Source organism: Mesorhizobium sp. ORM8.1 (assembly GCF_053005525.2).
In genome coordinates this window covers 7,202,789-7,226,636 of record NZ_CM132600.1, presented here as the reverse complement: position 1 = coordinate 7,226,636, position 23,848 = coordinate 7,202,789, and the positions used below count along the sequence as shown (strand labels likewise).

The 23,848-nt window shown below is 64.0% G+C and carries 16 protein-coding genes and 2 pseudogenes; 6 read left to right on the top strand and 12 right to left on the bottom strand.

What is annotated here, in order from left to right:
* Positions 1–13 precede the first annotated feature (13 nt).
* The 3 genes from ACVDG8_RS35990 to ACVDG8_RS35980 are packed head-to-tail and all read right to left on the bottom strand — an operon-like array spanning position 14 to position 4,152.
* Positions 14–1,675 carry an ABC transporter substrate-binding protein gene (locus tag ACVDG8_RS35990; RefSeq protein WP_447252722.1) on the bottom strand — a complete coding sequence of 554 codons (1,662 nt, stop codon included), beginning with the start codon at positions 1,673–1,675 and terminating at the stop codon, positions 14–16.
* Positions 1,676–1,695: 20 nt separating this feature from the next.
* Positions 1,696–2,601 (bottom strand): proline iminopeptidase-family hydrolase, encoded by a 906-nt coding sequence (locus tag ACVDG8_RS35985; protein ID WP_447252721.1) that lies wholly within the window; start codon positions 2,599–2,601, stop codon positions 1,696–1,698.
* A 36-nt stretch (positions 2,602–2,637) separates the two neighbouring features.
* Positions 2,638–4,152 (bottom strand): leucyl aminopeptidase, encoded by a 1,515-nt coding sequence (locus tag ACVDG8_RS35980; protein ID WP_447252720.1) that lies wholly within the window; start codon positions 4,150–4,152, stop codon positions 2,638–2,640.
* 262 nt (positions 4,153–4,414) lie between these two features.
* Between ACVDG8_RS35980 and ACVDG8_RS35975 the strand changes: the two genes are divergently transcribed.
* Positions 4,415–5,317: a LysR substrate-binding domain-containing protein gene (locus ACVDG8_RS35975; RefSeq protein WP_447252719.1), complete on the top strand. Its 903-nt coding sequence runs from the start codon at positions 4,415–4,417 to the stop codon at positions 5,315–5,317.
* Positions 5,318–5,465: 148 nt separating this feature from the next.
* Here the strand turns inward: ACVDG8_RS35975 and ACVDG8_RS35970 are convergent, their stop codons facing one another.
* The 3 genes from ACVDG8_RS35970 to ACVDG8_RS35960 all read right to left on the bottom strand — a co-directional run bounded on the left by ACVDG8_RS35970 (position 5,466) and on the right by ACVDG8_RS35960 (position 8,295).
* Complete coding sequence (locus tag ACVDG8_RS35970; protein WP_447252718.1) at positions 5,466–5,732, bottom strand: hypothetical protein; 267 nt, start codon at positions 5,730–5,732, stop codon at positions 5,466–5,468.
* 301 nt (positions 5,733–6,033) lie between these two features.
* On the bottom strand, positions 6,034–7,209 hold the full coding sequence (locus ACVDG8_RS35965) for an MFS transporter (protein WP_455707877.1): 1,176 nt from the start codon (positions 7,207–7,209) through the stop codon (positions 6,034–6,036).
* 96 nt (positions 7,210–7,305) lie between these two features.
* Positions 7,306–8,295: an AraC family transcriptional regulator gene (locus ACVDG8_RS35960; RefSeq protein WP_447252716.1), complete on the bottom strand. Its 990-nt coding sequence runs from the start codon at positions 8,293–8,295 to the stop codon at positions 7,306–7,308.
* A gap of 142 nt (positions 8,296–8,437) precedes the next feature.
* Here ACVDG8_RS35960 and ACVDG8_RS35955 point away from each other — a divergent pair, with 142 nt between their 5' ends.
* Entirely contained in the window at positions 8,438–10,285 is a 1,848-nt protein-coding gene (locus ACVDG8_RS35955; RefSeq protein WP_447252715.1) for a monovalent cation:proton antiporter-2 (CPA2) family protein, read from the top strand.
* 10 nt (positions 10,286–10,295) lie between these two features.
* A pseudogene (locus ACVDG8_RS35950) lies at positions 10,296–10,843 on the top strand (DUF924 family protein).
* A gap of 62 nt (positions 10,844–10,905) precedes the next feature.
* Here the strand turns inward: ACVDG8_RS35950 and folK are convergent.
* Genes folK through folP form a run of 3 tightly spaced genes read right to left on the bottom strand, consistent with a single transcriptional unit; the run spans position 10,906 to position 12,618 of the window.
* Entirely contained in the window at positions 10,906–11,418 is a 513-nt protein-coding gene (folK, locus tag ACVDG8_RS35945; protein ID WP_447252713.1) for a 2-amino-4-hydroxy-6-hydroxymethyldihydropteridine diphosphokinase, read from the bottom strand.
* The gene (folB, locus tag ACVDG8_RS35940) at positions 11,402–11,761 is read right to left on the bottom strand and encodes a dihydroneopterin aldolase (RefSeq protein WP_447252712.1); all 360 of its coding nucleotides are present in this window, start codon (positions 11,759–11,761) and stop codon (positions 11,402–11,404) included. Before folB ends, folK begins: the two co-directional genes overlap by 17 nt.
* Before the next feature lie 2 nt (positions 11,762–11,763).
* Entirely contained in the window at positions 11,764–12,618 is an 855-nt protein-coding gene (folP, locus tag ACVDG8_RS35935; protein WP_447252711.1) for a dihydropteroate synthase, read from the bottom strand.
* Between the two features lie 87 nt (positions 12,619–12,705).
* Here folP and ACVDG8_RS35930 point away from each other — a divergent pair, with 87 nt between their 5' ends.
* Positions 12,706–13,323: a DUF922 domain-containing Zn-dependent protease gene (locus ACVDG8_RS35930; protein WP_447252710.1), complete on the top strand. Its 618-nt coding sequence runs from the start codon at positions 12,706–12,708 to the stop codon at positions 13,321–13,323.
* Positions 13,324–13,559: 236 nt separating this feature from the next.
* Positions 13,560–15,045, top strand: a pseudogene (locus ACVDG8_RS35925) (MDR family MFS transporter).
* A gap of 36 nt (positions 15,046–15,081) precedes the next feature.
* On the opposite strand, the gene ACVDG8_RS35920 reads toward ACVDG8_RS35925, so the two are convergent.
* The 3 genes from ACVDG8_RS35920 to ACVDG8_RS35910 form a co-directional block, all read right to left on the bottom strand.
* Positions 15,082–16,113 carry an NAD(P)/FAD-dependent oxidoreductase gene (locus tag ACVDG8_RS35920; RefSeq protein WP_447252708.1) on the bottom strand — a complete coding sequence of 344 codons (1,032 nt, stop codon included), beginning with the start codon at positions 16,111–16,113 and terminating at the stop codon, positions 15,082–15,084.
* A gap of 82 nt (positions 16,114–16,195) precedes the next feature.
* Positions 16,196–16,516: a 2Fe-2S iron-sulfur cluster-binding protein gene (locus ACVDG8_RS35915; protein ID WP_337093431.1), complete on the bottom strand. Its 321-nt coding sequence runs from the start codon at positions 16,514–16,516 to the stop codon at positions 16,196–16,198.
* 200 nt (positions 16,517–16,716) lie between these two features.
* Positions 16,717–17,085, bottom strand: coding sequence for an Hpt domain-containing protein (locus ACVDG8_RS35910; RefSeq protein ID WP_447257182.1), 369 nt, complete (start codon positions 17,083–17,085; stop codon positions 16,717–16,719).
* Positions 17,086–17,375: 290 nt separating this feature from the next.
* Between ACVDG8_RS35910 and ACVDG8_RS35905 the strand changes: the two genes are divergently transcribed.
* Positions 17,376–23,753, top strand: coding sequence for a kinesin (locus ACVDG8_RS35905; RefSeq protein ID WP_455707449.1), 6,378 nt, complete (start codon positions 17,376–17,378; stop codon positions 23,751–23,753).
* Positions 23,754–23,848: the final 95 nt, after the last annotated feature.

Here is a 23,848-nt window from a genome sequence, read left to right as displayed (position 1 = left end):
CTTGCGCGGTTCGTTACTGCACCCAGGACTGGGTGACGATCCAGTTGAACTGCGGGTTGAACTTGAAATTGCCGATGCGCTTGCTGACGAAATCAAGCCGCTTCGGCGTGAACAGGCCGACAGCCGCCGCCTTGTCCGTGACCTGCCTGTCGACTTCGGCCCAAAGCTTGTCGGCCGCCTTCTGGTCGGTCACGCCGAGATCCAGCGCCTTCTGCATCTGGGCGTCGATATCCTTGTCGCAGAAGCCGGAGATGTTGATCGAAGCGTCCGAGCCTTCGCGGTAGGAGGCGCAGGAGAACAGGATGTTCAGGAAGTCCGAGGCCGCCGGATAGTCCTTGTACCACTGGGTGACGGACATCTGCACTTTGTTGTTGGTGTTCTGGATATAGGTGAACTGCAGGTTGGACGAGATCGGCTTGACGTCGGCGACAAAGCCGATGCTGGTCAGCACGCTCTGCAGATAGACGCCGATCGACCGCGAAATCGCGGTGTCCTCTACGATGATCGTCACCTTCTGGCCCTTTGTGCCCGATTCCTCGACGAGCTGCTTGGCCTTGTCGAGATCCGGCGCCGACCATTTGGCGCCGGGGTTCTTGGTGAAGGGGCAGTAGTCTTCATGACCGGGGAAATCCGGCGGCAGGACCTGGCAGACCGGCGAGGCCAGCACCTTGCCGCCGAACAGCTTGACCAGCGTGTTGCGGTCGACGGCAAAGGCTACGGCCTGGCGCGCCTTTTCGTTGTCGAACGGAGCCATGCGGGTGTTCAGCGGCGCATACCACCACGCCGAAAGCGGCGAGATGTGCAGCTGGTCCATGGACTTGCTGCCGAGTTCACCGAGGCGATCGCTGGGCAGCGCGTCGAACATCCAGTCCGCTTCGCCGTTCTGGATCGCCGTGACCGCCGCTTCCTCGGACAGGCCGAAATCATATTGTACGACATCCGGGTAACCGTCCGGCTGGGCTTCCTCGCTCCACTGCTTGAAATTGGGGTTGCGCGAAACCGTCATGCCCTTGTTGGGGTCGAAGGCGGAGATCATGTAGGGGCCGGTGCTCGGGATGGGCTTGGAGCCCATGTCTTCCGTGGGCGTGTCCGCCGGCAGCACCACGGCATGCGGCAAGGCCAGCTTGTAGAGGATCTCCGCGTCCGGCTTGGTGAGATTGAGGGTAATGGTGCCCTTAGCCTCGTCGGCGACCACGCCGCCGTCCAGCGTGCAGCTCTTGGTGTCGGCCAGGCATTTGTCGGCACCGACAATGCCGGCATAGAAGGTGCCGGAAGTCGGCCCGGAAACCTTGAAGATGCGTTGGAAGGAAGCGACGACGTCCTTGAGGCCAACATCCTGGCCGTTGGAGAACTTGATGCCCTTGCGCAGCTTGAAGGTGAAGGTCTTGCCGTCATTCGTAACCTCGGGCAGCGCCTCGGCCAGGTCGGCAACGACAGAGAAGCCATCCTTGCCCTCGGCCTTGCGGAAGGTGACCAGGCCGTCATAGATCGGCTGGTACATCTGCCAGCCCTGGTCCGTGTAATTGATATGCGGATCGAGCGTGCCGGCCGCCGAGCGGGCGAGCAGGCGAATGGTGCCGCCGCGGTGTTCCTTGAGATATTCGGCCTGCGCCGGGGCGAGCCATACGCCGGCCAGCAATGCCGCGGCTGACGCCGCCAAAAGCAGTTTCTTCATTTCGTTTATTCCCCTTTTCGTCAGTTGTCGTTGTCGTCCAGGAAGTCTCCCACCACCCGCATGCATGCCTCTTGCTCCTCGACATGCGGCATGTGGCTGGAATGCTCGAATATCTCCCAGTGTGATCCCTTGATGCCGTCCTTGAAGGGCTGGACGGTCGCCGGCGTGGCTTCGTCGTATCGGCCGGAGATGATCAGCGTCGGAACATCGACGGCCGGCAGGCGATCGACGATGCTCCAATTCTTCAGCGTGCCGATGACGTGGAATTCGTTCGGCCCGTTCATCACATTGTAGACGGTCGGATTGCGCGCGATCTGGGCGAAGGTCTCCGTCACTTCCGGCGGGAATGGCACGACACGGCAGACATGCCGTTCGTAGAACCGCATCGTCGCCGCCTGGTAGGCCGGATCGTCCGTCGTGCCGGCCTGTTCGTGCCGCGTCAGCGTCTCCTGCACGTCCTTGGGCAGGTCGGCGCGCAACCGGTTGGCCTCCTCGACCCACAACTTCATGGAAGCTGGCGAATTGGCGATGGTCAGCGACTTAAGGCCCTTGGGCTGCGTCACCCCATATTCGGCGCCGAGCATGCCGCCCCAGCTCTGCCCGAGCACATGGAAGCCACCGCGGATGCCGAGATGATCGACAAGGTTCTCGAGTTCGTCGATGAACAGACCGGGCGTCCAGAAGTCGGCGCCTTTTTGCGGCAGCAAGGTGGAATTGCCGCAGCCCAGCTGGTCGTAATGGATGACGGCGCGGCCATCTCGGGCAAGGAGCTTGTAGGCGTCGACATAATTGTGCGCGGCGCCGGGCCCGCCATGCAGGATGACGATCGGCGCCTTGCCGGCGTCGAGGTCGCCGCTGATCCGGTACCAGGTTTCGTAGCTGCCGAAGGCGGCCCGCCCCTCTTTGCTAGCGATCTCGGACGACATCCCGGCTCCTTGCGTGGTTGAAGGCATGCTGATCGCCTAGTTCGTTGCGCGGCTGGACCGCACCCACTCTTCCAACATCTGCACGCCGAACGCGGTCGCGCCTTCGCGACCGAGCGGCCGATCCGCGTCGGCCATTTCCTTGCCGGCTATGTCGAGATGCACCCAGGGCCTATCCTCGGTGAAATGGCGCAGGAACGCCGCCGCGTAAGGCGCGTCGCCGTCTTCCATGTCCTTGGCGTGGTGCCGGATATCGGCGAAGGGCGATTGCAGGCCTTCGTCATAGGCTTTGTCTAGCGGCAGCTGCCAGAACCGCTCGCCGACCGTTTCTCCTGCGGCGATCATCTGTGAGGCGATGGCATCGTCGGTGCTGAACAGGCCGGCGAAGACAGATCCCAGGCCGCGCATCACCGAATAGGTCAGCGTCGCCAGATCGACGATCACCGAAGGGTTGAAGCGCGAGGCGGCATAATAGAGGCAGTCGGCCAGGATCAGACGACCTTCCGCATCGGTGTCGAACACCTCGACCGTCTGTCCCGACGCCGTGGTGATGATGTCGCGCGGCTTGAGCGCGGTGCCGGACGGCATGTTCTCGGCAATGCCCAGCACACCGACGGCATGCACCGGGCTGCCTTGCCTGGCGAGCGCAATCAGCAGGCCGACGACGGCGGCCGCGCCGCCCATATCGGCCTTCATGTCGAACATCTGCTCGCCGCGCTTGATGCAGAGACCGCCGGAATCGAAGCACACGCCCTTGCCGACGAAAGCCATCGGCTGCGAAGGCGCGCCCTTGCCGCGATAGCGCAGCACCGCCACGCGCGGCGGCCGCACCGAGCCCGAGCCGACGGCCAGGATCGCGTTCATGCCGAGTTCCTTCAGCCGCGCCGGATCGAGTATCTCGACATCGATGCCGGCTTCGCGCAGCGGCTCCAGATAATCGTGGAAACTGTCGGGATGGAGATGGTTCGGCGGCAAATTGACCAGCGTGCGCGCATATTCGACGCCATCGGCAATGGCATTGATCCGCGCCAACGCCGGGGCGAGATCCGCGCCGCTCGCACCGACCAATTGCACCCGCAACGTCCGATCCGAGCCCGCGCCCTGGCGTCGGTTGCGCATGTCGAAGCGATAGCGCCGCAGCCGCATGCCCAGCGCGACACGCGCCAGGATTTCGGCTGCGGGCAGGTCGACACCGGCGATCGGGTCGAGAACCAGGGTGGCCGCGCACTCGCCCTTGCCCTCCAGATGCGCGGCGAGCAAGCCGCCGGTGCGCGCCAGGGACAGCGCGGTAACAGTGTCCGCCGCGCCAAGGGCGAGCACGATAACGCGCCGGGTGGAAAGCCCTTCGGGAGCAATGACGTCGATGCAGGCGCCGGACTTGCTCAGGGCGGTCGGATCGGAGCAGGCACGAGAGAGGATCCCGTTCAAGTTGGCGCCCAGTGCCGCGGCTCGGGGACCGAAGCCGGTCCGGGCAGCCTGCAGGATCACGACGACGGGGGCTTCCGTCGAAATCTCGTCCGCCGTCTCAAAGACCGGCACTGGCGATTGCGGCATAGACGCTCGTTCTCCCATTTGCGGGCGCCCCTGCCGAGGCTCAAGCTTGCGTGATGCGCGAAGCTTCGCCTGCCATCGGCGCAAACCCGGTCAAACCGGTCCCCGCCTCTGGTGCACGGCATCAAAGTGCCCAAATAATCGTTTTCTGATGACGACTTAGTCGCTCTTGCCAATTGGGTATCCCCGAACCGGTCGGGTGATCAAACGCCAATTTTGCCCAAGTCGATTGACAAAAACTCAATCGACAATCCATGATCGGCCAATGGCGCTACCCTCCCTCAATGGCATGCGCGCTTTCGAGGCCGCCGCGCGCCTTGGCAGCATCAAGGATGCAGCGGAAGAATTGCACCTGACGCCCTCGGCCATCAGCCGACACATCCGGTCGCTCGAGAGAAATCTGGGCCAGGACCTGTTCGAGCGCGGCTTTCGCCAGATAACACCGACGATCAGGGGCTCCTATTATGCGCGCAGCCTCTCCGAGGCGTTCGAGGCCATCTGGCGCGCCACCGACGACGTCAGCTTCGTCGATGGCCCGGCTCATGGCAGACCTCAGCGGGTCAGGGTTTTATGCGTGCCCGTGGTTTTGAATCTTTGGCTGGCGGACCGGTTGCCGAACTTCCGAAAGCTGCATCCGACCGTGGATCTGGAGATTTCGACTTCGGGCAAGCGGGCCAACTTCGATTTGGCCATCATCGACGAGTTCGTCTACAAGGCCGGCCCGGCTTTGACGCTGCTGATCCCGCTGATCCTGACGCCGGTCTGCGCGCCTTCGCTGCTCGAAGGGCCGGTGCCGCTGCGAACGCCAGCCGACCTGGTCAATCATCACCTGATCCATGAATGCGAGACCATGCGCTGGAAGCGATGGCTGGAGCAGGAAGGTGTTTTGGATACCACGCCGAAATCCAGCACGACGCTCGATGACTGCACCTTGATCATGCGCGAGGTGATCAACGGCGCGGGCATAGCGTTGGCCGATACGATGATGGCGCAGGATCTTCTGCAGCAAGGCAAGCTCGTCGCCCCGTTCCGCGCCCGCCACACTTATCCAGCCGGCATCTACCTGCAACAGCGCCGGAGCATCGGCAACAAGCCTGGCACCGGCCTGTTCCAGGATTGGCTGCTCGCCGAGATCGCCGACCACAAGCGGGCGATGGCTATAGCTTAGAGCAATTCCAGGAAAAGTGTGACGCGGTTAAGTTCGGCGACTTCGCCGTAACCCTCCGTCAGGAATTGCGCCGAAACAAAGAGGCCGCACCAACAAAAAAGGCGGCAGCCAAATGGCCACCGCCTCTCTACGTCCTGAAGGGCTGCCTTTAGCTCTTGATCGCGGCAGTCAATTCGTCATAGGCCTTGCAGGCGTCGTTGAGCGTCGTCGCGCCCTGATACTTGGTCGTCACGGCCTGCACCTTGGCGGTGAGGTCGGCAGCCTTGGACGGATCCTTGGTGATCGCTGCCTGAAGCGCTGCAGCCATATCCTGCGCCTTCTTGGTGGCGATTTCCTGCGTGCATTCCGGTCCCTTGGAACAGGCGGAACCAGCGAGTGCCGCAACACCAACGGCAACGAGCAAAAACTTCTTCATGTCAGTCATCTCCTCAAAAAAGGCAGCCGCCCATCGCCGCTGCCTTTCCAAATGGCCGAAGCCTAATGGCTAAAGCCAGGCGTGCCTTAACCGCTGATTGTAGCGGGACGCAACGACCAGGCCGCATAAACTTGTGTAACCAGGCTGCAATGTCGCTGCGGCCCGGATTCAGGCCGCTCAGTGTATGTCGCCCAAAAGTGCGAAGCGGTTTTGGGGCAACGACATGCATGAAAACAACAACCTAAGCGCGTCGCATGAGGCCGTTCAGACGCGACGCGCTTTAGGTCAGCTGGAGCAAAGTTCAGTCGCCGCGAGGCTGCAGCAGTGCCAGCGCCACCGTCGCTACGGCAAGGACGGCGGTAAGGCTCAAGGGGCCCGTGGCGCCATAGGTGTCCACGACATAGCCGCCGACAACCGCGCCGGTGGTGATGGCAATCTGGAAAGAGACGACCATCAGGCTGCCCGCTGCTTCCAGCGCATCAGGTGCGGCGCGCGACAGATTGGTCGGCAACACCACCGGCCCCATGCCGAAGGCCAGCCCCCAAAGCGTGACGAAGCCGAAAGCAACGCCGATGTGCACGCCCCAAAGCACCAATGCCAGCGCCGCAATCGCCATCAACACGGCGGTGACCACGAGAGCGACGCGGATATTGGCATCGGCCATGCGGCCGCCGGCAACGTTGCCGATCACGGCGGCGATGCCAAACCCGAGCAGAGCGAGCGCAATTGGCCCGGTTGCAAGAAGCGTCACTTGCTCGAGGAAGGGGCGCACATAGACCGAGCCGGCGAAATGCCCGGTCATCAGCAGAAGAATGGCAAGCATGCCGAGTTGAATGCCGCGCCGCCGTGTCAGCCGGAATACGTCGGCAAGGCTGTTGCTTGCCGTTGCAGGTAAGGTCGGCAGGCTAAGCAACTGCAGCAGCATGGCAACCACGGCCAGTCCCGCCGTCATGGCCATGGCGCTGCGCCATCCCAGCCAGTCGCTGATCAACGCGCCCATCGACGGCGCGGCGATGGTGGCAAGCGAGACCCCGAGGGTGACGATACCCATGCCTCGACCTGTCGCATTGGCGCCAACCAGCCTGGCTACGACGGCAACCGAAAGGGCCCAGAAGGCGCTGATGGCGATTCCGAGCCCGGCCCGGCCCAGCAACAGCAGCCAGAAATTGGGCGCCAGCGCGGCAAGGATGTTGGAGCCGATGGCCAAGGCCATGAGGCCGACCAGCACCGTCTTGCGGTTCAACCGGCCGATGAGGACATTGCTCAACATGGCCGTCACGGCGCCTATGGAAGCGGTGGCGGTGACGACCTGTCCGGCCGTCCCTTCGCTGATGCCGAGATCGCGCGCCATTGGCGTCAGCAGGCCTGCCGGCAGGAATTCGGCCGACACCAGGGCAAAGCTGGTGGCCGCCAATGAAATGACCGCGAACCAGGTGGTTACGCTCCACGCGGCTGGCGCGGCGGCTTCAACGTCTATCGCCGCATCTTCAAGCTGTAATGTTGTGTCTCGTCATCGAAATATCTCCAGGGATTGGAGATATTTATAGACGAGTCCTTCCGGATGATATGCAACCTAAAATCCGAAATTCATGTCCATTCGTCCGGGAATTGTGCGGCGCACAACGCCCGGCGAGACATTGGTGATGCGCTTGAACGCGCGCGCGAAGGATGCCTCGGAATCATAGCCCAAACGGGTGGCGACCTCGGCAACCGACAAGCCGTTTTGCCCCAGCAAGTCACGGGCAAGCTGCATGCGCAGCCGGGCGAGATAGCGTGCGGCGCCCTCCCCCAACACAGCGCTGAAGCGCTCGGCGAAAATCGAGCGCGATTGGCCTGCCAGGGTAGCGAGGCTTTCCAGCGTCCAGTTATGGCCGGGGTCACGGTGCATGGCTGCCAGTGCGCGGCCGATATGGGGGTCGCGGATGGCGGCGAGCCAGCCGGTGGTCGAGGCTCCCGTGCAATTGACCCAGCAGCGGATGAGCCGGGCTGTCAGCAAGTCCGCCATGCGCGACAAGATGGTGGCGCTGCCCATCTGCGGCTGCGCGGCCTCCGCCGTCATGGCCGCCAGCAAAGGCCCAACGACCGGGTCATTGCCGGCCACATCGCAGCCCTTGATGATAGGCGGCATCAACGTGATCAACGGGTTAAGCGCACAGGCGCCCAAGACCATGGAGCCGCAGAAAAGGGTGCTCGTCGCGCCCGTTCCTTCCCGCACCACTTCGCAGACGTTGCTCCCCAGCTTGGTCACCTGGCAACCCTCGAGCGAGTCGCCTTCAACGTCCGGCGCACTGGCCAGCCGATGGGCTATGCCTTGCGGCAGCAGTACCAGATCGCCATCGCGTAACTCTTGCCAGCCTTCCGCTTCGGTATGGATCCAGCACGGACCCTGGCTGACAAAGTGAAAACGAAGCAGCTTTTGTTGCGGAAAGGCGATGCTCCATGGATGTCGGAGCTCGCAGCGGCCATAGTTGACGCCACTCAAGCGAAAGTCCTGCAGGACTTCGCTGAGCGCATCCATCGGGATATGCGGTGCCGGAGAGGGGCGGGACGAATAGTCAGGCATTTACCCGATATAGATGCCGAACGTCCGGCAGGCAAGCGGGCACCGCTTCAACGGCACCCTACCCTTCCTGGCAGGCTCACTGCCCTTGCCTCCCGCTCCGGTCGCATGCAAGGAAGTTCTCGGGAACAACAGGACGACAGGCATGGCGGTTGAAGCTTCGAGCAGCGATCTGGTGCAGGTGGTGGCGCTGCTTGCCGCCGGCGTCGTCGCCGTGCCGATCTTCAAGCGCCTGGGGCTGGGCTCGATCCTCGGCTATCTCGCCGCCGGCGTGATCATCGGCCCGTTCGGCCTTCGCGTCTTCTCCGAATCGGAAGCCATCCTTCACGTCGCCGAGCTCGGCGTCGTCATGTTCCTGTTCATCATCGGGCTGGAAATGCAGCCGTCGCGGCTCTGGGGCTTGCGTCGCGAGATCTTCGGGCTCGGCGCGCTCCAGGTCGGCGTCTGCGCGGTGCTTCTCACTCTGGTCGGCCTGGCCGGAGGCTTCCCAATCGCGCAATCCTTCGTCGCCGGCACCGGCTTCGTGCTGACTTCGACGGCGATCGTCATGCAGTTGCTGGAAGAACGCGGCGAAATCTCCGCGCCCAAGGGCCAGCGCATCGTCTCCATCCTGCTCCTCGAAGACCTGATGATCGTGCCGCTTCTGGCCCTGGTCGCCTTCCTGGCGCCCGGCGGCGGCGAAACCAGCCTTTCGGAGCGTCTGACCGAAGTCGGCATCGGTGTCGCGGCTATCGTTGGCCTGGTCGTGGCCGGACGCTACCTGCTCAATCCGCTCTTCCGCATCCTGGCCGACGCCCGCGCCCGCGAGGTGATGACCGCCGCCGCCCTGCTTGTGGTCCTCGGGTCGGCGCTTGCCATGCAGCTGTCCGGCCTGTCGATGGCGATGGGCGCCTTCCTGGCCGGCGTGCTCCTGTCGGAATCGACCTTCCGCCACCAGCTCGAAGCCGATATCGAGCCGTTCCGCGGCATCCTGCTCGGCCTGTTCTTCCTCGCCGTCGGCATGTCGCTCGACCTCGGCGTCGTCGCGCAGAACTGGCGGCTCGTCGCCATCTATGTCGTCGCCTACATGATCATGAAGGCGCTCGGCATCTACATCGTCGCGCGCATACTGAAGACCGGCCATCGCGAAGCGCTGGAACGCGCGGTGTTCATGGCGCAGGGCGGCGAATTCGCCTTCGTGCTTTATTCCGCGGCCAACGCGGTCCATATCATCGACGGCCCGGCCAACGCGACGCTCACCGCCATCATCATCATCTCCATGGTGCTGACGCCCCTGGCCATCATAGCGCTGCGTTACGTCACGCCGCGCGACGAGCAGTCGCTCGAAGGCGTCGACGTCGCCGACGGCCTCACCGGCAGTGTTTTGATCATCGGCTTCGGCCGCTTCGGTCAGATCGCCAGCCAGCCGCTGTTGTTGCGCGGCATCGATGTATCGATCATCGACAACGACGTCGAAATGATCCAGGCGGCCGCCGATTTCGGCTTCAAGGTCTATTACGGCGACGGCACCCGGCTGGACATCCTGCGCGCCGCCGGCGCCGGGCGCGCGCGCGCCGTGCTGATCTGCGTCGACAAGGCCGACGCCGCCGTCCGCATGGCCGAACTGATCAAGTCGGAGTTTCCGCTGCTGACGATCCTGGCGCGCGCCTTCGACCGCGGCACCGCGCTGCAGCTCATTCGCGTCGGCGTCGACTACCAATTGCGCGAAACTTTCGAATCGGCGCTCGTCTTCGGCGGATCGGCCCTCGAAGCGATGGGCGTCGATCCCGAGGAAGTCGCCGACGTTATCGACGATGTGCGGCGGCGCGACGCCGCCCGCTTCGAGACGCAGCTGGCCGAAGGCATTCGCGCCGGCCAACGCTTCCTCAGGGGCAATATCGGCACGCCGATCCCGACGCCGCTCACGCAGCCGCGCCGCGCCGGCCAGGCGTTGAACCAGGAGACCGCCGTCGTCCTGAACAAGGATATGAACAAGGCAGAAACGAAGAACTGAGGGGGACGCAATGGCAGGGCTCGACGCGCGAGCGCTTTCGCTGACAAAATTCTGGCGCGATGCCGGCGAGGACGCATGGTTCGAGAAGAACGACGCCTTCGACATGGATTTCCGCAACCGTTTTCTCGAATTGCACTACGCCGCCGCGCGCGCGAATGCGACGACTGGAACGCGCATGCCGAAGGGTCGCTGGCGCTGATGATCCTGCTCGACCAGTTCCCACGCAACTGCTTTCGCGGCACCGGGCACATGTGCGCGACCGATCCTTTAGCCAGGTATTTTGCCGACAAAGCAATCACCGCGGGCCAGGATCTCGAACTGGAAGAGCTGGTCCGCGTTTTCCTCTATCTGCCCTTCGAGCATTCCGAACTGCTCGCGGATCAGGAACGCTCAGTGGCGCTTACAACCGCGAACGCGGCCGAATATGTGAAATACGCGCACGAGCACCTGGAGATCATACAGCGTTTCGGCCGCTTCCCGCACCGCAACCGATTTCTCGGCCGCGAGACGACGGCAGAGGAGCAGGCATTTCTGGACGGTGGCGGATTTTCGGGCTGAATCTTAGCAATTCCAGGAAAAGTGGCGACCGGTTTTCCGTCCGGAATTGCGAAAACAAAAAGTCAGACCAGCCACCACTCCCGTCCGGATGACAGCCGCTCGATGCCCGAAATATCGACGGCCTTGAGCCGCTCCGACACACTCCTGCCGCTGACGGAAAGCTCCGGCGCGATCTCGGCCAGCGGCGCCAGCACGAAAGCGCGCTCCAGCATGCGCGGATGCGGCACTTCGAGGCCCGTCTCGTGGATGACGCGGTCGCCGAACACCAATATGTCGATGTCGATCAGGCGCGGCCCCCAGCGCTCTTCGCGCACGCGCTTCAGGCGCCGTTCGGCATCGAGGCAAAGATCGAGCAAGGCGCGCGGCGAAAGCTGCGTCTCGATCGCGGCGGCGGCGTTGAGGAAATCCGGCTGGTCGAGCTTGCCCCAGGGCGGCGTGCGATAGAGCGACGACACGGCGGTGACGCGCGTCTGGTCGTCGCCATCGAGCATGCGCAACGCCGCGCCAATGGATTTCGCCGGCTCGCCGAGATTGCCGCCGAGACTGAGATAGACGGTGCTATTCTGGCCAGACAACTGTCACCTCGACATGATCGAGCACGCCTGGCACCGGCGCGTTCGGCTTGCGCACCGTGATCGCCGCCTTCCTGATCTGCGGAAAGCGCGACGCCAGCGCCTTTGCCACTTCGAGCGCCAGCGCCTCGATCAGGAAACGCCGATGTCCGGTGACGATCTTCTCGATGACCGTGAAAGCGACACCGTAATTGACCGTGTCCTCGATGGAGTCTTCCTCCAGGGGACGGCCGGGCTCGACCGTCAATTCGGCATCGACATAGAAACGCTGGCCAAGCGCCTCCTCCTCGTCCAGCACGCCGTGCCGGGCAAAGAAGGCGCAGTTCTGCATGCGGATGACGTACATGTTCAGTGTCCGGAAGGAAAGAAGGTCTCGCGCGCCAGCATAGCATCTGTCACCGCCAGCGCGTCCACGTTGATTGCGACATCGTGGACGCGAAACAGGTCGGCTCCCTTCAAGCGCAGGATAACGCTGGTGGCAGCCGTGCCTGCGGCGCGCTCGGCGGGGTCGCGGCCGGTGGCGTTGCCGATGAAGCGTTTGCGCGATGTGCCCGCCATCAGCGGGTAGCCGAGCGCGCGCAGCTCGGAAAACCGCGCCATCAGATCGAGGTTTTCCTCGGCCGTTTCCTTGGCGAAGCCGAAACCGGCATCGAGCACGATCTGGCCGTCGGCGACGCCGGCCCCATGCGCAATTTCCAGGGATTTGCGCAGAAACACGAACTGGTCCTCGATCACGTCCGGAAGCTTTTGCCTTTCACGCCCGGTATGCATGATGACGAGACCCGCGCCGGTTTCCGCGGCGACGCGCGCGATGCCCGGCTCGCGCTGCAACCCCCAGACGTCGTTGACGAGATGCGCGCCGGCGGCGACAGCGCGTTGCGCGGTGTCCTCGCGATAGGTGTCGATCGAGATCAGCGCTTCGCCGGAAGCGGCGAGCGCCGCGATGACCGGCAACACGCGCGCCTGTTCCTGCTCGGCGGTGACGGGCGAAAAACCGGGCCTGGTCGACTCGCCGCCAACGTCGACGATGGCCGCGCCCTCCGCCACCATGCGGCGTGCCTGTTCCACCGCCTTTTCAGTCGCGATGAACAGGCCGCCATCGGAAAAGGAGTCCGGTGTCACATTGAGGATGCCGACGACGACGGCCTTGGGTCCGAGGTCGAGGTGGCGCCCATGCGCCAGCTGCCATCGCCTCGTCGTCATTGTCCATCAACCATGCGTGATCCGCCCGAAATCAATTCCGTTGCGCCGGCAACGGCCGTAAAGCAAGCTGCGTGAAGAGGCAACATAATGAACCGGTCCCTGCTCTGCGCCCTGATGCTCGCCATGACCGCACCGGCGGCGAGCGCGGCCAATCTGGTGAAAACATACAGCTATTTCAGCGTCGGCGGCCGCACGCTCGACGAAATACAGAACCAGCTGTCGAAAAACGGGCCGCAGGTGAAAAGCACCGGATCGCGGCATCCGGGCGCCACGCAGATGGCCTTCACCAGCCGCATCAGCTACGCGCAAAGCGCTAGTTCCTGCCGCATTGCCGACGCGGTCGTGACCGTGAAGGTCAAGGTGATCCTGCCCGAGTGGCGGCGGCCGCGCAAATCCGATCCCGACGTCAGGCTGTTCTGGGACACGCTGTCGGCTGACATCAAGCGCCATGAGGAGCGCCATGTCGAGATCGCCAGGAACCATGCCAAAGCGCTTGAGGACGCGCTGAAGGCCAGCTATCCGCAAAAGACCTGCGACGCGGCAAAGGCCAGGGCCGCGCAGATCACCGCGGCCGAGCTCGCCAGGCACGACCAGGACCAGGTGCGCTTCGACCGCGTCGAAGGCGCCAATTTCGAAAGCCGCATCCTTCGCCTCATGCGCTACCGGATGCAGCGCGTCGAAAATGGCCAGCTGCCGCCGCCATAGAGCAATTCCAGGAAAAGTGCGAAGCAGGTCACATTCAGGGCCAATCACGTCCAAGCATGGTGCCAGAACGCAAAAACTTTCGAGCGGTGGTCGAAATCGGCCTATATCGCGCGACATATAGCGGGTTCGAAGACACGGACCCCGAAACCGCAAAGCAACAGGCGGCCGACGCAACGGACCGCCTATGGCCGTCCGCCTCACGGCGGATCGAGCATCAGCCTTTGAAAGAATGAAGCATGGACCAGACCGTCGACAACAACACGATGGCGACAAAGCCCTCGCCGGTGTTGAGCGAGAGCGAGAAGAACGCCATCATCGGCGGCGTGCTGTTGTCGATGCTTTTGGCAGCCCTTGACCAGACCATCGTCGCCCCGGCCCTGCCGACCATCGCGCGCGCGCTCGGCCATGCCGAATACCTGCCCTGGATCGTCACCGGCTATCTTCTGACGGCGACCGCCGTTGCGCCGCTCTACGGCAAGATTTCCGATGTCTATGGCCGCCGTCCGGTCATCTATGCCGCGATCCTCATCTTCCTCATTGGCTCGCTGGTCAGCGCGCTGGCGCCCAACATGCTGGTGCTGGTCATCGGGCGCGCCATCCAGGGCGCCGGCGGCGGTGGCCTGTTCGCGCTGGCGCAAACCGTGATCGGCGACCTCGTGCCGCCGCGCGAGCGCGCCCGCTATGCGGCCTGGATCTCCGGCACCTGGGCAGTCGCCAGCATCGCCGGTCCGCTGCTCGGCGGCGTCTTTGCCGAGCATCTGCACTGGTCTCTGATCTTCTGGATCAACCTGCCGATCGGCTTCCTGGCGATGGCCATCATCAACAACCCGCTGAAGAAATTGCCGATCGTCGCCAAGAACCACCGCATCGACGGGCTGGGTGCGGTGCTTCTGGTGATTGCCACGGCGCTGCTGCTGCTGGCACTCAACTGGGGCGGCAGCACCTATCCCTGGTTCTCGCGCGAAATCCTCGGCCTTGTGGCCTGCTCGGCCGTGTTCTGGGCTTTCTTCGCGCTGAGGCTCTTGCGCCGCCGCCGAGCCGCTGATCTCGCTCGAGGTGCTGAGCAATCCGATCGTGCTCGCCGGCACGCTGTCGATGTTCCTGCTTCAAGCCGCCAACATCGGCGCCTCGGTCTACCTACCGGTTTACCTGCAATCGGTGGTGGGGCTTTCGGTCAGCGAATCCGGCACAGCCATGCTCGGGCTGCTGCTTGGCACCGTCGCCGGCGCCACCTTCTCGGGCCGCATGATCCCGCGCTTCGTGCACTATAAGCGTATCGCCATGATCGGCGTCACCTTGGCCATTGTCAGCATCGGCCTGCTCAGTGCCATTGCGGGACACGCCTCGTTGCTCGAGGTCGAGATCCTGACCACTTTGGTCGGCCTGGGCGGCGGAACGACGTTCCCTGTCGCCACCGTCTCTGTCCAGAACGCGGTCGATCGAACCCATCTAGGGGTCGCGACCGGCGTGCTGACCTTCCTACGCACGCTGGGCGGCGCTCTGGGCGTCGCCATGCTTGGCGCCGTCGCGCTCGGCTATGGCTTGCCGCTCTCCTCCGAGGGCTCGCAGACACCGATCCAGCTGACATCGGCGTTGCCGTTCGTGATGATCTTCCTGACCGCCGGCATCACGCTCGTCCTGGCGCTCATCGTGCTCTTCCTGATGCCGGAGAAAGCCCTGCGCGGCCGCGACGAGCATGCCGCGCCGGTGCTTGCTGAATGACGGGACGGCTCTCGGTTTCGTATGCGAACAAAAAGTCTAGTCGTGGACGCCGAGCTTCTTCTGCAGGCTGGTCGACGAGGTCGTGTACTGGAAGACGATACGCTCGCCCGGGCTGACGATGCGCTTGGCCGCCTGCGCCATCAGCGCCACCTCGTGGAAGCCCGACAGGATCAGCTTCAGCTTGCCGGGATACCAGTTGATGTCGCCGACGGCGAAAATGCCGGGCACCGACGTCTGGAATTTCTCGGTGTCCACCGGGATGAGGTTCTCATGCAGGTTGAGCCCCCATTCGGCGATCGGCCCGAGCTTCATGGTGAGACCGAAGAAGGGCAGCATGCGCGTGCACGGCACCTCGACATCGCCGTCCGGGCCGCCTTTGATCGTCGCGGAGGAAAGCTGGCCGTCCGCGCCGGCCAGCCCGCTGACCTGACCGACCAGGAACTCCAGCTGCTTCATCTCATGCATGGCATACATCTTGTTGACGCTGTCGGGCGCGGCGCGGAATTCCGGGCGCCGGTGGACGAGCGTCACGCTTTTGGCGATCGGCTGCAGGTTGAGCGTCCAGTCGAGCGCGGAATCGCCGCCGCCGACGATGACGAGATCATGACCGCGGAATTCCTCCATGCGCCGGACCGAATAGAAGACGCTCTTGCCTTCATAGGCCTCGATGCCCGGTATCGGCGGGCGCTTGGGCTGGAAAGAGCCGCCGCCGGCGGCGATCACCACCACCTTGGCCTCGAACAGCTCGCCCTCGTCGGTGGTGACGCGAAAAGTTCCGTCCTCGAGCTTTTCCAGGCTCGACACCATGCGGTTGAAGGTGAAGTCCGGCTTGAAGGGCGCGATCTGCTCCGTGAGCTTGTCGACGAGCCCCTGGGCCGAGATCGTGGGCCAGCCCGGAATATCGTAGATCGGCTTTTCCGGATAGAGCTCGGCGCACTGGCCGCCGGAGCGGTCGAGAATGTCGATGAGATGGCACTTCATGTCCAGGAGGCCAAGCTCGAACACCGCGAACAGGCCGATAGGCCCTGCGCCTACAATGAGAACGTCCGTCTTGATGGTCTCGGTCATGCGGTGTGCCTCGCTGCTGGACTGGCGTGAGACTGCATGACCACCGGCTCGCTGCCAAGCGGCAGCGGCAAAAATCGACTTTTCAGCCCTGGCGCTCAGGGACCCGCACGACCAGCCCGTCGAGCGCGTCGCGGACCTTGATCTGGCAGGACAGGCGCGAATTCGGCCGGACTTCATAGGCGAAATCCAGCATGTCCTCCTCCATCGCTTCCGGCTCGCCGACTTCTGCCGTCCAGGCCTCGTCGACATAGACGTGGCAGGTCGCGCAGGCGCAGGCGCCACCGCACTCGGCCTCGATACCGGGAACCGCGTTGCGGATCGCGTTTTCCATGACGGTCGAGCCGTTTTCGGCATCGACGTCGAACTGGGTCCCGTCATGGGCGATGTAAGTCAGCTTTGTCATTAGTCACCTGAGGAGTCGCAGCGGAGATAATCACTCCACCGGACAAGTCAACTGCGGCGCGAAAGCGCCACGAAATGCCGTTTTTTCGGAAGATGGGCCAATGCATGTCGCACAAAAGTGTGCAGCGGTTTTGCGGCGACGACATGCATAAAACAAAAACCTAAACTGCCTCGCCTAAATTCGCTTCAGGGCGACGCAGTTCAGCGATTGATGCCGGCGATGAAGTCGCGCACTTCCTCGATCAGCGTGCTGAGCTTCTTGAGCGCGCGGGTGTCGTCCGGCTGCCCTTCGATGATCGCCGCGCAGTCGGCCACGGCAAAGGCGCCGATGCCGCGCGCCGATCCCTTCAAGCCATGCGCAAGAAGCACTCTTTGCCGGACGTCGGCATCAACGATTTGATCGCGCACCGAAAGCGACTGGTGCACGAACATCGCCAGCACCTCCCGTTCGAGTTCGCGGTCGCCCATCGTCTGGCGCGCCAGATGGGCAAGATCGACCGGGCGGGCCCCGGCCGTCCCGGATACATCGCCACCGGGCATGGAAAACGCAACACCAACTTCGCCACGCATACGCACTAGAAACTCCATCAAGCGGGCAGACAGCCCAAGAAAATAGGCGACTCGGGTCGCCATCCGGTTAACGGTTGGCGCGGAAAAATGTTGTCACGGAGGCAAGCGCATCACGCTTGCGTTAACCTTATATTTAAAGTTTTACGTATCGGCCCGAATGCATGTTTTCTTTACCCCAGTGTGTCATTACGATACGAAGGTCCATTTTTCAGCCTCCTGCGCGGGATAGACAAGCCAGAATCAGGCCAAAATCATAAGTCCCGCGGCAGCTAGTACAGGGTAGCGAAGGCATGGCTAAGAAACCAACGACGACGAAATCTCTCGAGAATGACGTGGCCGCGGAGCTGGAAAAGGCGCTCGACCTTGACCTCAACGGCGACGACGGCGGCCTCGACATGGCGGCGTCGATGGAAGATCTCGAGGCTCAGATTTCGGCGGCGGCCGACGAACTGGCGCGCGAAGGCCGCAGCCAGAAGGCAGAGCCGGCGACGCAGTCCCAGCCTCCGAAGGCGCCTGCTGCCAAGCCGGCCGAACTTCGTCCGGTCGAGTCGCGCAATACCCAGGCGAACGGCTTCACGCCCCCGGCCGGCTTTGCACCCGCCAATGACGATCGCCAGAAGGACTATAAGACGCTGCTGCACGGCCTCAACCGGCGTGCATCGAGCACCATCTACTGGGTGATCGCGTTTGTTTCGCTGGCCTGGATCGCCGGCGCCGGCGGCCTCGCCAATCTCTTGTTCGGCCCCGGCATCTGGAAGATCCGCACTTTCGACCAGTTCTTCGCCCGCCCCGACCTCATCGGGCTTGCGGTCGCCGCAATCGTGCCGGTGATCCTGTTCTGGGCCTTTGCCGCCATGATCCGGCGCGCCCAGGAAATGCGTCTCGCGGCGCAGTCGATGACCGAGGTCGCCTTCCGCCTGGCGGAGCCGGAAAACCTCGCCCAGGATCGCGTCATGATGATCGGCCAGGCCGTTCGCCGCGAAGTGGCGGCCATGGGCGAAGGCATCGAGCGCACTTTGGCGCGCGCCGTGGAACTCGAGACGCTTGTCCACAGCGAAGTCAGCCAGATCGAGCGCTCCTATACGGAAAACGAATCCCGCATCCGCTCGCTGGTCGATGGCCTCGGCAGCGAGCGCGAAGCGGTCGTCAGCCATGCCGAGCGCGTGCGCGCCTCGATCTCCAGCGCGCACGAGACGTTGCGCGACGAGATCGGCGCGGCCAGCGATATCATCCGCGATTCGATCCTCAACGCTTCGACCAAGCTGTCGATGACGATCAACAATTCCGGCGACACGCTGATCGATCGCATCAACGACAGCTCGACATCGATCTTCGATTCCGTGGAGTCGCGCCTCGACAACATCACCGACCGGCTTTCGACGTCCGGCGAGGCCTTCGCCAGCCTGCTCGACACCCGCATTGCCAAGCTCACCGACACCACGGACGGCCTCACCCGCTCGCTGACCGATCTGCTCGACGATCGCACCCACGGCATGGTTTCGCTGCTCGGCGGCGCGGCGCGCACGTTGAATTCCGAGTTCGAGGCGAGCCTCAATGGCATCGAGCGCACGCTGGCCGAGCGCGGCCAGGCGCTGATCAGCGAATTCCAAACCCGCGCCGAGGCGCTCGACACTGGCACCCAGAAGCTGAATGCCGCGCTGGAAGCCCGCGCCCGCCAGATCAATGAAACGATGGTCGAACGCGCCCGCGAGATTGCCCACACCTTCGCCGAGAGCAAGGACCAGCTGTCGTCGATGATCGACCAGGGCAAGACGCAGATTGGCGCCGATATGGCCGACATCATCTCGTCGACATCGTCGATGCTCGAAGCCCGCGCCACCGATTTCGCCGGCCGCATGGAAGCGGCCCGACACGTCGTGTCGCGCTCCTTCGATACCGACATCCAGCGGCTCGCCAATGCCCGCGTCGGCATCGAGGAAGCCGTCGAAAACCACAGCCGCAAGCTTTCCGAGAGCCGCGAACGCATGGCTACCGCCATGCAGACGGACCTGGCGAAATTCGCCGAAGGCCGCGCCGCGATCGATGCGGCGGTCACCAACCAGGTGCAGAAGCTGGCCGAAGGTCGCGGCCTGATCTCGCGCGCGCTGGAAGAAGACCTGCGCAAGGTCAACGAATCGCGCGCCGCCATAGACGCTTCGCTGGGCGGCCACCTCGAACAGCTCGAGGAAGGCCGTAACCGCCTCGCCCAGGCTTTGAATGAAGACTCCAGCAGGCTTGTCCAAGCCCGCACGATCATTGACGAAATGGTCGCTGGCCACGTCGGCAAATTGGCCGAAGGCCGCAACATCCTTGCACGCGCCTTGGAAGCCGATCTCGGCAAGCTCGCCGACAGCCGCGCCTCGATCGACGGCCTTGTCGCCGGCCAGGTCGAGAAGATTGCCGAGGGCCGCGCCGTGCTCGCCCAGGCGCTCGAAACCGACATTATCGGCATCAGGGGCCTGGTCGAGACCCACTCGGCCAAGCTCGCCGAGGACCGCGGCGAACTGAGCCGTGCGCTGGAACATGATCTGAGCGGCATCCGCGGGCTGATCGACAGCCATTCCAACAAGCTCGCCGAGGATCGCAGCGTGCTGTCGCAGACGCTGGAGGCCGATCTTGCGAAACTGGCCGACAGCCGCGCCTCGATCGACGGCCTGGTCGCCGGCCAGGTCGAGAAGCTCGCCGAAGGCCGCGATATCCTCAAGCGCGCGCTGGAAGCCGACCTCAACAACATCAAGGGTGCCATTGCGGGACACTCCGACAAGGTGCTGGAAGATCGCGCCCAATTGTCGAAGGCTTTGGAAGCCGACCTGCAGTCGGTCAGCGGCGCCATCAACGAGCATCAGAACAAGCTGGTGGAGAATCGCTCCGCCTTGTCCAGTGCCCTGCAAGACGATTTGCGCCATGTAAGCAGCGCCGTTGCCGAACATCAGGATCGCCTCGTTCAGGAACGCTCCGCATTGTCCAATGCGCTGCAGGATGACTTGCTGAGCGTAGGCAGCGCGGTTGCCGAGCATCAGAACCGTCTGGTTCAGGAACGCTCTGGGCTGTCGAAATCGCTTGAAGACGATCTTGCGAAACTGGCGGAAAGCCGCTCCTCGATCGACGGCCTGGTCGCCGGTCAGGTCGAGAAGCTTGCCGAAGGCCGCAACATCCTCAAGCGCGCGCTCGAAGCCGACCTCAACACGATCCAGGGCGCGATCGTCGATCATTCGCAGAAGATCACCGATCACCGCGCCGAGCTTTCGCGCGCGCTTGAAACCGATTTGACGAGCGCCAGCGGCCTCATGCAGACGCATGCCGATCAGCTCTCGCAAAATCGCTTGGCATTGTCGAAGGCCCTGGAGGACGATCTGGCGAAACTGGCGGAAAGCCGCTCCTCGATCGACGGCCTGGTCGCCGGCCAGGTCGAGAAGCTCGCCGAAGGCCGCGATATCCTCAAGCGCGCGCTTGAGGCCGACCTTGCCAAGCTGGCTGAAAGTCGCACCGGCATCGACGGCCTGGTCACCGGTCAGGTCGAGAAGCTTGCTGAAGGCCGTGATATCCTCACGCGCGCCCTGGAAGCCGATCTCGCCAAGCTTGCCGAAAGCCGCGCCAGCATCGACGGCCTGGTCGCCGGTCAGGTCGAGAAGCTTGCCGAAGGCCGCAACATCCTCACACGTGCTCTGGAAACCGACCTTCAGCAGCTGGCCGATAGCCGTTCGCAGATCGACGACGTCATCGCCGGCCATGTCGGCAAGCTGTCGGAAGGCCGCAACATGCTGGCCCGGGCGCTCGAGGACGATCTCGTCAAGCTCACCGACGCACGCAAGGATGTCGACCGCTCGGTCGCCGGCCATATCGACCAGATCGCCGCCAGAAGCGGCGACATCTCGGCCGCGATCGCCGCCGATGTCGAAAAGATCGAACAGGCCTTCAGCCGCCAGACCGGCATTATCGAGGAACGCGCCGGCACCATGGAGCGCGCGCTCTCGACCGGCGTCGACAACGTCCGCGGTGTCCTGGAAAAGACCGCCGTCTTCGTGGCAGGCGCCCTGCGCGACAAGGTGATGGAAGTGACCAGCACCCTGCACGAGCAGGCGGGTGCGGCCTTCAGCGACGCCGACCGCAAGATCGCCGAACGCGCCGAGCAGACCTCGGCGGCATTGCTTGCCCGGGCCGAGGACATCGCCCAGGCTTTCGAGCAGGCGGACCGCCGCCTGCATGAGCGTGCCCAGGATACGTCCAACATGCTCATGGCCCGCGCCGACGATGCGTCGAGCGCTCTTATGGCCCGCGCCGAGGAAACCGCCGACAAGCTGGCCAGCCGCGCCGGCGAGATCGCCAACACCTTCGACGCCGCCGACCAGAAGCTTGTTGCCCGCGCGGTCGAAACCGCGCAGTCGCTGGCCGCACGCGCCGGCGATATCCTGCGCAACTTCGAGGGCGCCGACGAGCGGCTCTCGATGCGCATCGGCGAATCGGCCGAAGCGCTGGCCGCCCGCGCCTCTGATCTGGGCCGCGTCTTCGACAGCGCCGACCGGCAGTTGATGTCGCGCATCGCGGAAGGTGCCGAAGCGCTCTCGGCCCGCGCAGGCGAAATTGGCCGGATCTTCGACGACGCCGACAACCGGCTGGTGGCGCGCATTGCCTCGAGCAGCTCGGCCATTGGCGAGCATGCCGACACCATCGTCGGCGCCTTCGCCTCCACCGAGCAGCGCGTCGCCGACCGCGCGCGCCAGACCGGCCAGGAGCTGGCTGTCCATGCCCGCGAAATCGAGCAGGTGCTGGCCGGCGCCGACGAGCGGCTGTCGGCGAGCGCCGCCGCTGCCGCCGCCCGTGTCGAGGACCAGGTGGCGAATGTCGAGAACCGCCTCGCCTACACCGCCGAAACGATGGGCCAGAAGCTCAACGAGCAGGTCTCCAACGCCGAGGCCCAGCTGATCTCGCGCGCCAACGTCATTGCCGAGACCTTCACCGCGGTCGGCCAGCATATCGGCCAGAGCACCAACGAGGCGGCTAAGACCATCGGCTCCAACACGCGCGAGCTCAACACCATGCTCGCCGCACGCTCGGCCGAAATGGCAAAAATCCTCGACGAGACGGCCAGGCCTTTGGTCGATCGCTTCACCCAGGGCGGATCCGAGCTGCAGCGCAGCATGGAAGAAGTCACCGAGCGGGCAACCGAGAAGCTGCGCAGCGAAAATGCAAGCCTGGTCAACGCGCTCGCCAGCCGCACGGCCGAGACGCTTTCGGCTGTCGAGGGCGCACGCTCCTCGCTTGCCGACAGCGTTTCCGACCTCATCGGCCGCATGTCGACCTCCAGCGCCCAGCTCGGCCAGCTGATCGATCAGGCTGCGGTCAACCTCGGCCAGGTCGAGGAGCGGCTTGCCGGCAGCACGCAGAGCTTCGCCACGACCACGGAGAAGGCCGCGCAGACCTTCGCGTCCTCGGCACGCCTGGTCGATTCCAACACGACGCGGCTCACCGACCTGTCGTCGTCGACGCTGCGCGAAGTTGCCTCGATCGCGACCAAGTTCGACGAGCACAGCCGCCTCTTGTCCAGCGCCTCGAATTTGCTCAGCTCCGCGCAGAGCAATCTCGAGCACACGCTGGAGCGCCAGTCGTCGCTGGAAGACCTCGCCGTCGGCCTGGTCAAGAAGTCGGAAGACCTCGAGCGGGTGATGCGGTCCTTCGAGAACCTCGTTGGCCAGACGATGCAGAACGCGGAAGGCCGCACGATGGAATCGGCGGAAAAGATCCGCACGGCCATCACGGAGGTCGTCGAATCGGCCACCCGCCGCTTCGCCGACGCCACCGAGGAGATGCGCCGCACCGCCGGCTCCATCAAGAGCGAGCTCGATCTCACCCGGGCCGAGCTCAAGAAGGGCGTCATCGAGATGCCGGAAGAGGCCAAGGAATCGACCTCGGCCATCCGCCGCGCCGTCGCCGAGCAGATCAATGCGCTGAAGGAACTGTCGGATATCGTTGCGAAATCCGGCCGCAGTGGCTCCAGCGAAGCCGGCGAGCCGCGCGGTCTGCGCCCGGCTCCGCAGGCGCCGGCCCGTGCGGCTGAACCGCCGCTGCGCCGTCCGCCGCAGCCGCAGTCGCAGCCACAACCGCCACCGCCTCGAGCGCCGCAGGCGCCGGTCGCCGAGACGGCGCTGCGCGGCACGCTCGATCTCGAGCGCCCCGCCGAGGCGCCGCGCCGCGATCCCAATGCCAAGACGCCGCAAGGCGGCTGGGTGCGCGATCTGTTGACCAACGCCTCGCGCGAGGAGGAGCTTAGGCCGGCAGCGCTCGCCGAAGCACCGCGCGCGACGCCTGCCCAACGCTCACCGCTGCATGTGATGGAGTCGCTCAACTCGCTCTCCGTCGACATCGCGCGCGCCATCGACCACGACGCCTCGATCGAGCTGTGGAACCGCTACCGGCGCGGCGAGCGCGACGTGTTCACGCGCCGCCTCTACACGCTGAAGGGCCAGCAGACCTTCGACGAGATCCGCCGTAAGTATCAGGCCGAGACGGAATTCCGCGCCGCCGTCGACCGCTACTGCGAGGATTTCGAGAAGCTCCTCAAGGATGTCTCGCGCAACGACCGCGACAACATCATGGCGCAGACCTACCTGACGTCCGACACCGGCAAGGTCTACACCATGCTGGCCCATGCCAGCGGCCGGTTGCAATAAACCGGTAAAGGCGCCGAAGGAAAAGAAGGCGGGCCAAGGCCCGCCTTTTTTATGTCTTCGATTGAAATTCGGTTCGTCTTCGAACAGCCTTCCCG

Coding starts and splice junctions, on each gene's coding strand:
- ACVDG8_RS35990 (WP_447252722.1), bottom strand. CDS start 1,675: ATGAAGAAACTGCTTTTGGCGGCGTCAGCCGCGGCATTGCTGGCCGGC.
- ACVDG8_RS35985 (WP_447252721.1), bottom strand. CDS start 2,601: ATGTCGTCCGAGATCGCTAGCAAAGAGGGGCGGGCCGCCTTCGGCAGC.
- ACVDG8_RS35980 (WP_447252720.1), bottom strand. CDS start 4,152: ATGCCGCAATCGCCAGTGCCGGTCTTTGAGACGGCGGACGAGATTTCG.
- ACVDG8_RS35975 (WP_447252719.1), top strand. CDS start 4,415: ATGGCGCTACCCTCCCTCAATGGCATGCGCGCTTTCGAGGCCGCCGCG.
- ACVDG8_RS35970 (WP_447252718.1), bottom strand. CDS start 5,732: ATGAAGAAGTTTTTGCTCGTTGCCGTTGGTGTTGCGGCACTCGCTGGT.
- ACVDG8_RS35960 (WP_447252716.1), bottom strand. CDS start 8,295: ATGCCTGACTATTCGTCCCGCCCCTCTCCGGCACCGCATATCCCGATG.
- ACVDG8_RS35955 (WP_447252715.1), top strand. CDS start 8,438: ATGGCGGTTGAAGCTTCGAGCAGCGATCTGGTGCAGGTGGTGGCGCTG.
- folB (WP_447252712.1), bottom strand. CDS start 11,761: ATGTACGTCATCCGCATGCAGAACTGCGCCTTCTTTGCCCGGCACGGC.
- folP (WP_447252711.1), bottom strand. CDS start 12,618: ATGACGACGAGGCGATGGCAGCTGGCGCATGGGCGCCACCTCGACCTC.
- ACVDG8_RS35930 (WP_447252710.1), top strand. CDS start 12,706: ATGAACCGGTCCCTGCTCTGCGCCCTGATGCTCGCCATGACCGCACCG.
- ACVDG8_RS35920 (WP_447252708.1), bottom strand. CDS start 16,113: ATGACCGAGACCATCAAGACGGACGTTCTCATTGTAGGCGCAGGGCCT.
- ACVDG8_RS35915 (WP_337093431.1), bottom strand. CDS start 16,516: ATGACAAAGCTGACTTACATCGCCCATGACGGGACCCAGTTCGACGTC.
- ACVDG8_RS35910 (WP_447257182.1), bottom strand. CDS start 17,085: ATGCGTGGCGAAGTTGGTGTTGCGTTTTCCATGCCCGGTGGCGATGTA.
- ACVDG8_RS35905 (WP_455707449.1), top strand. CDS start 17,376: ATGGCTAAGAAACCAACGACGACGAAATCTCTCGAGAATGACGTGGCC.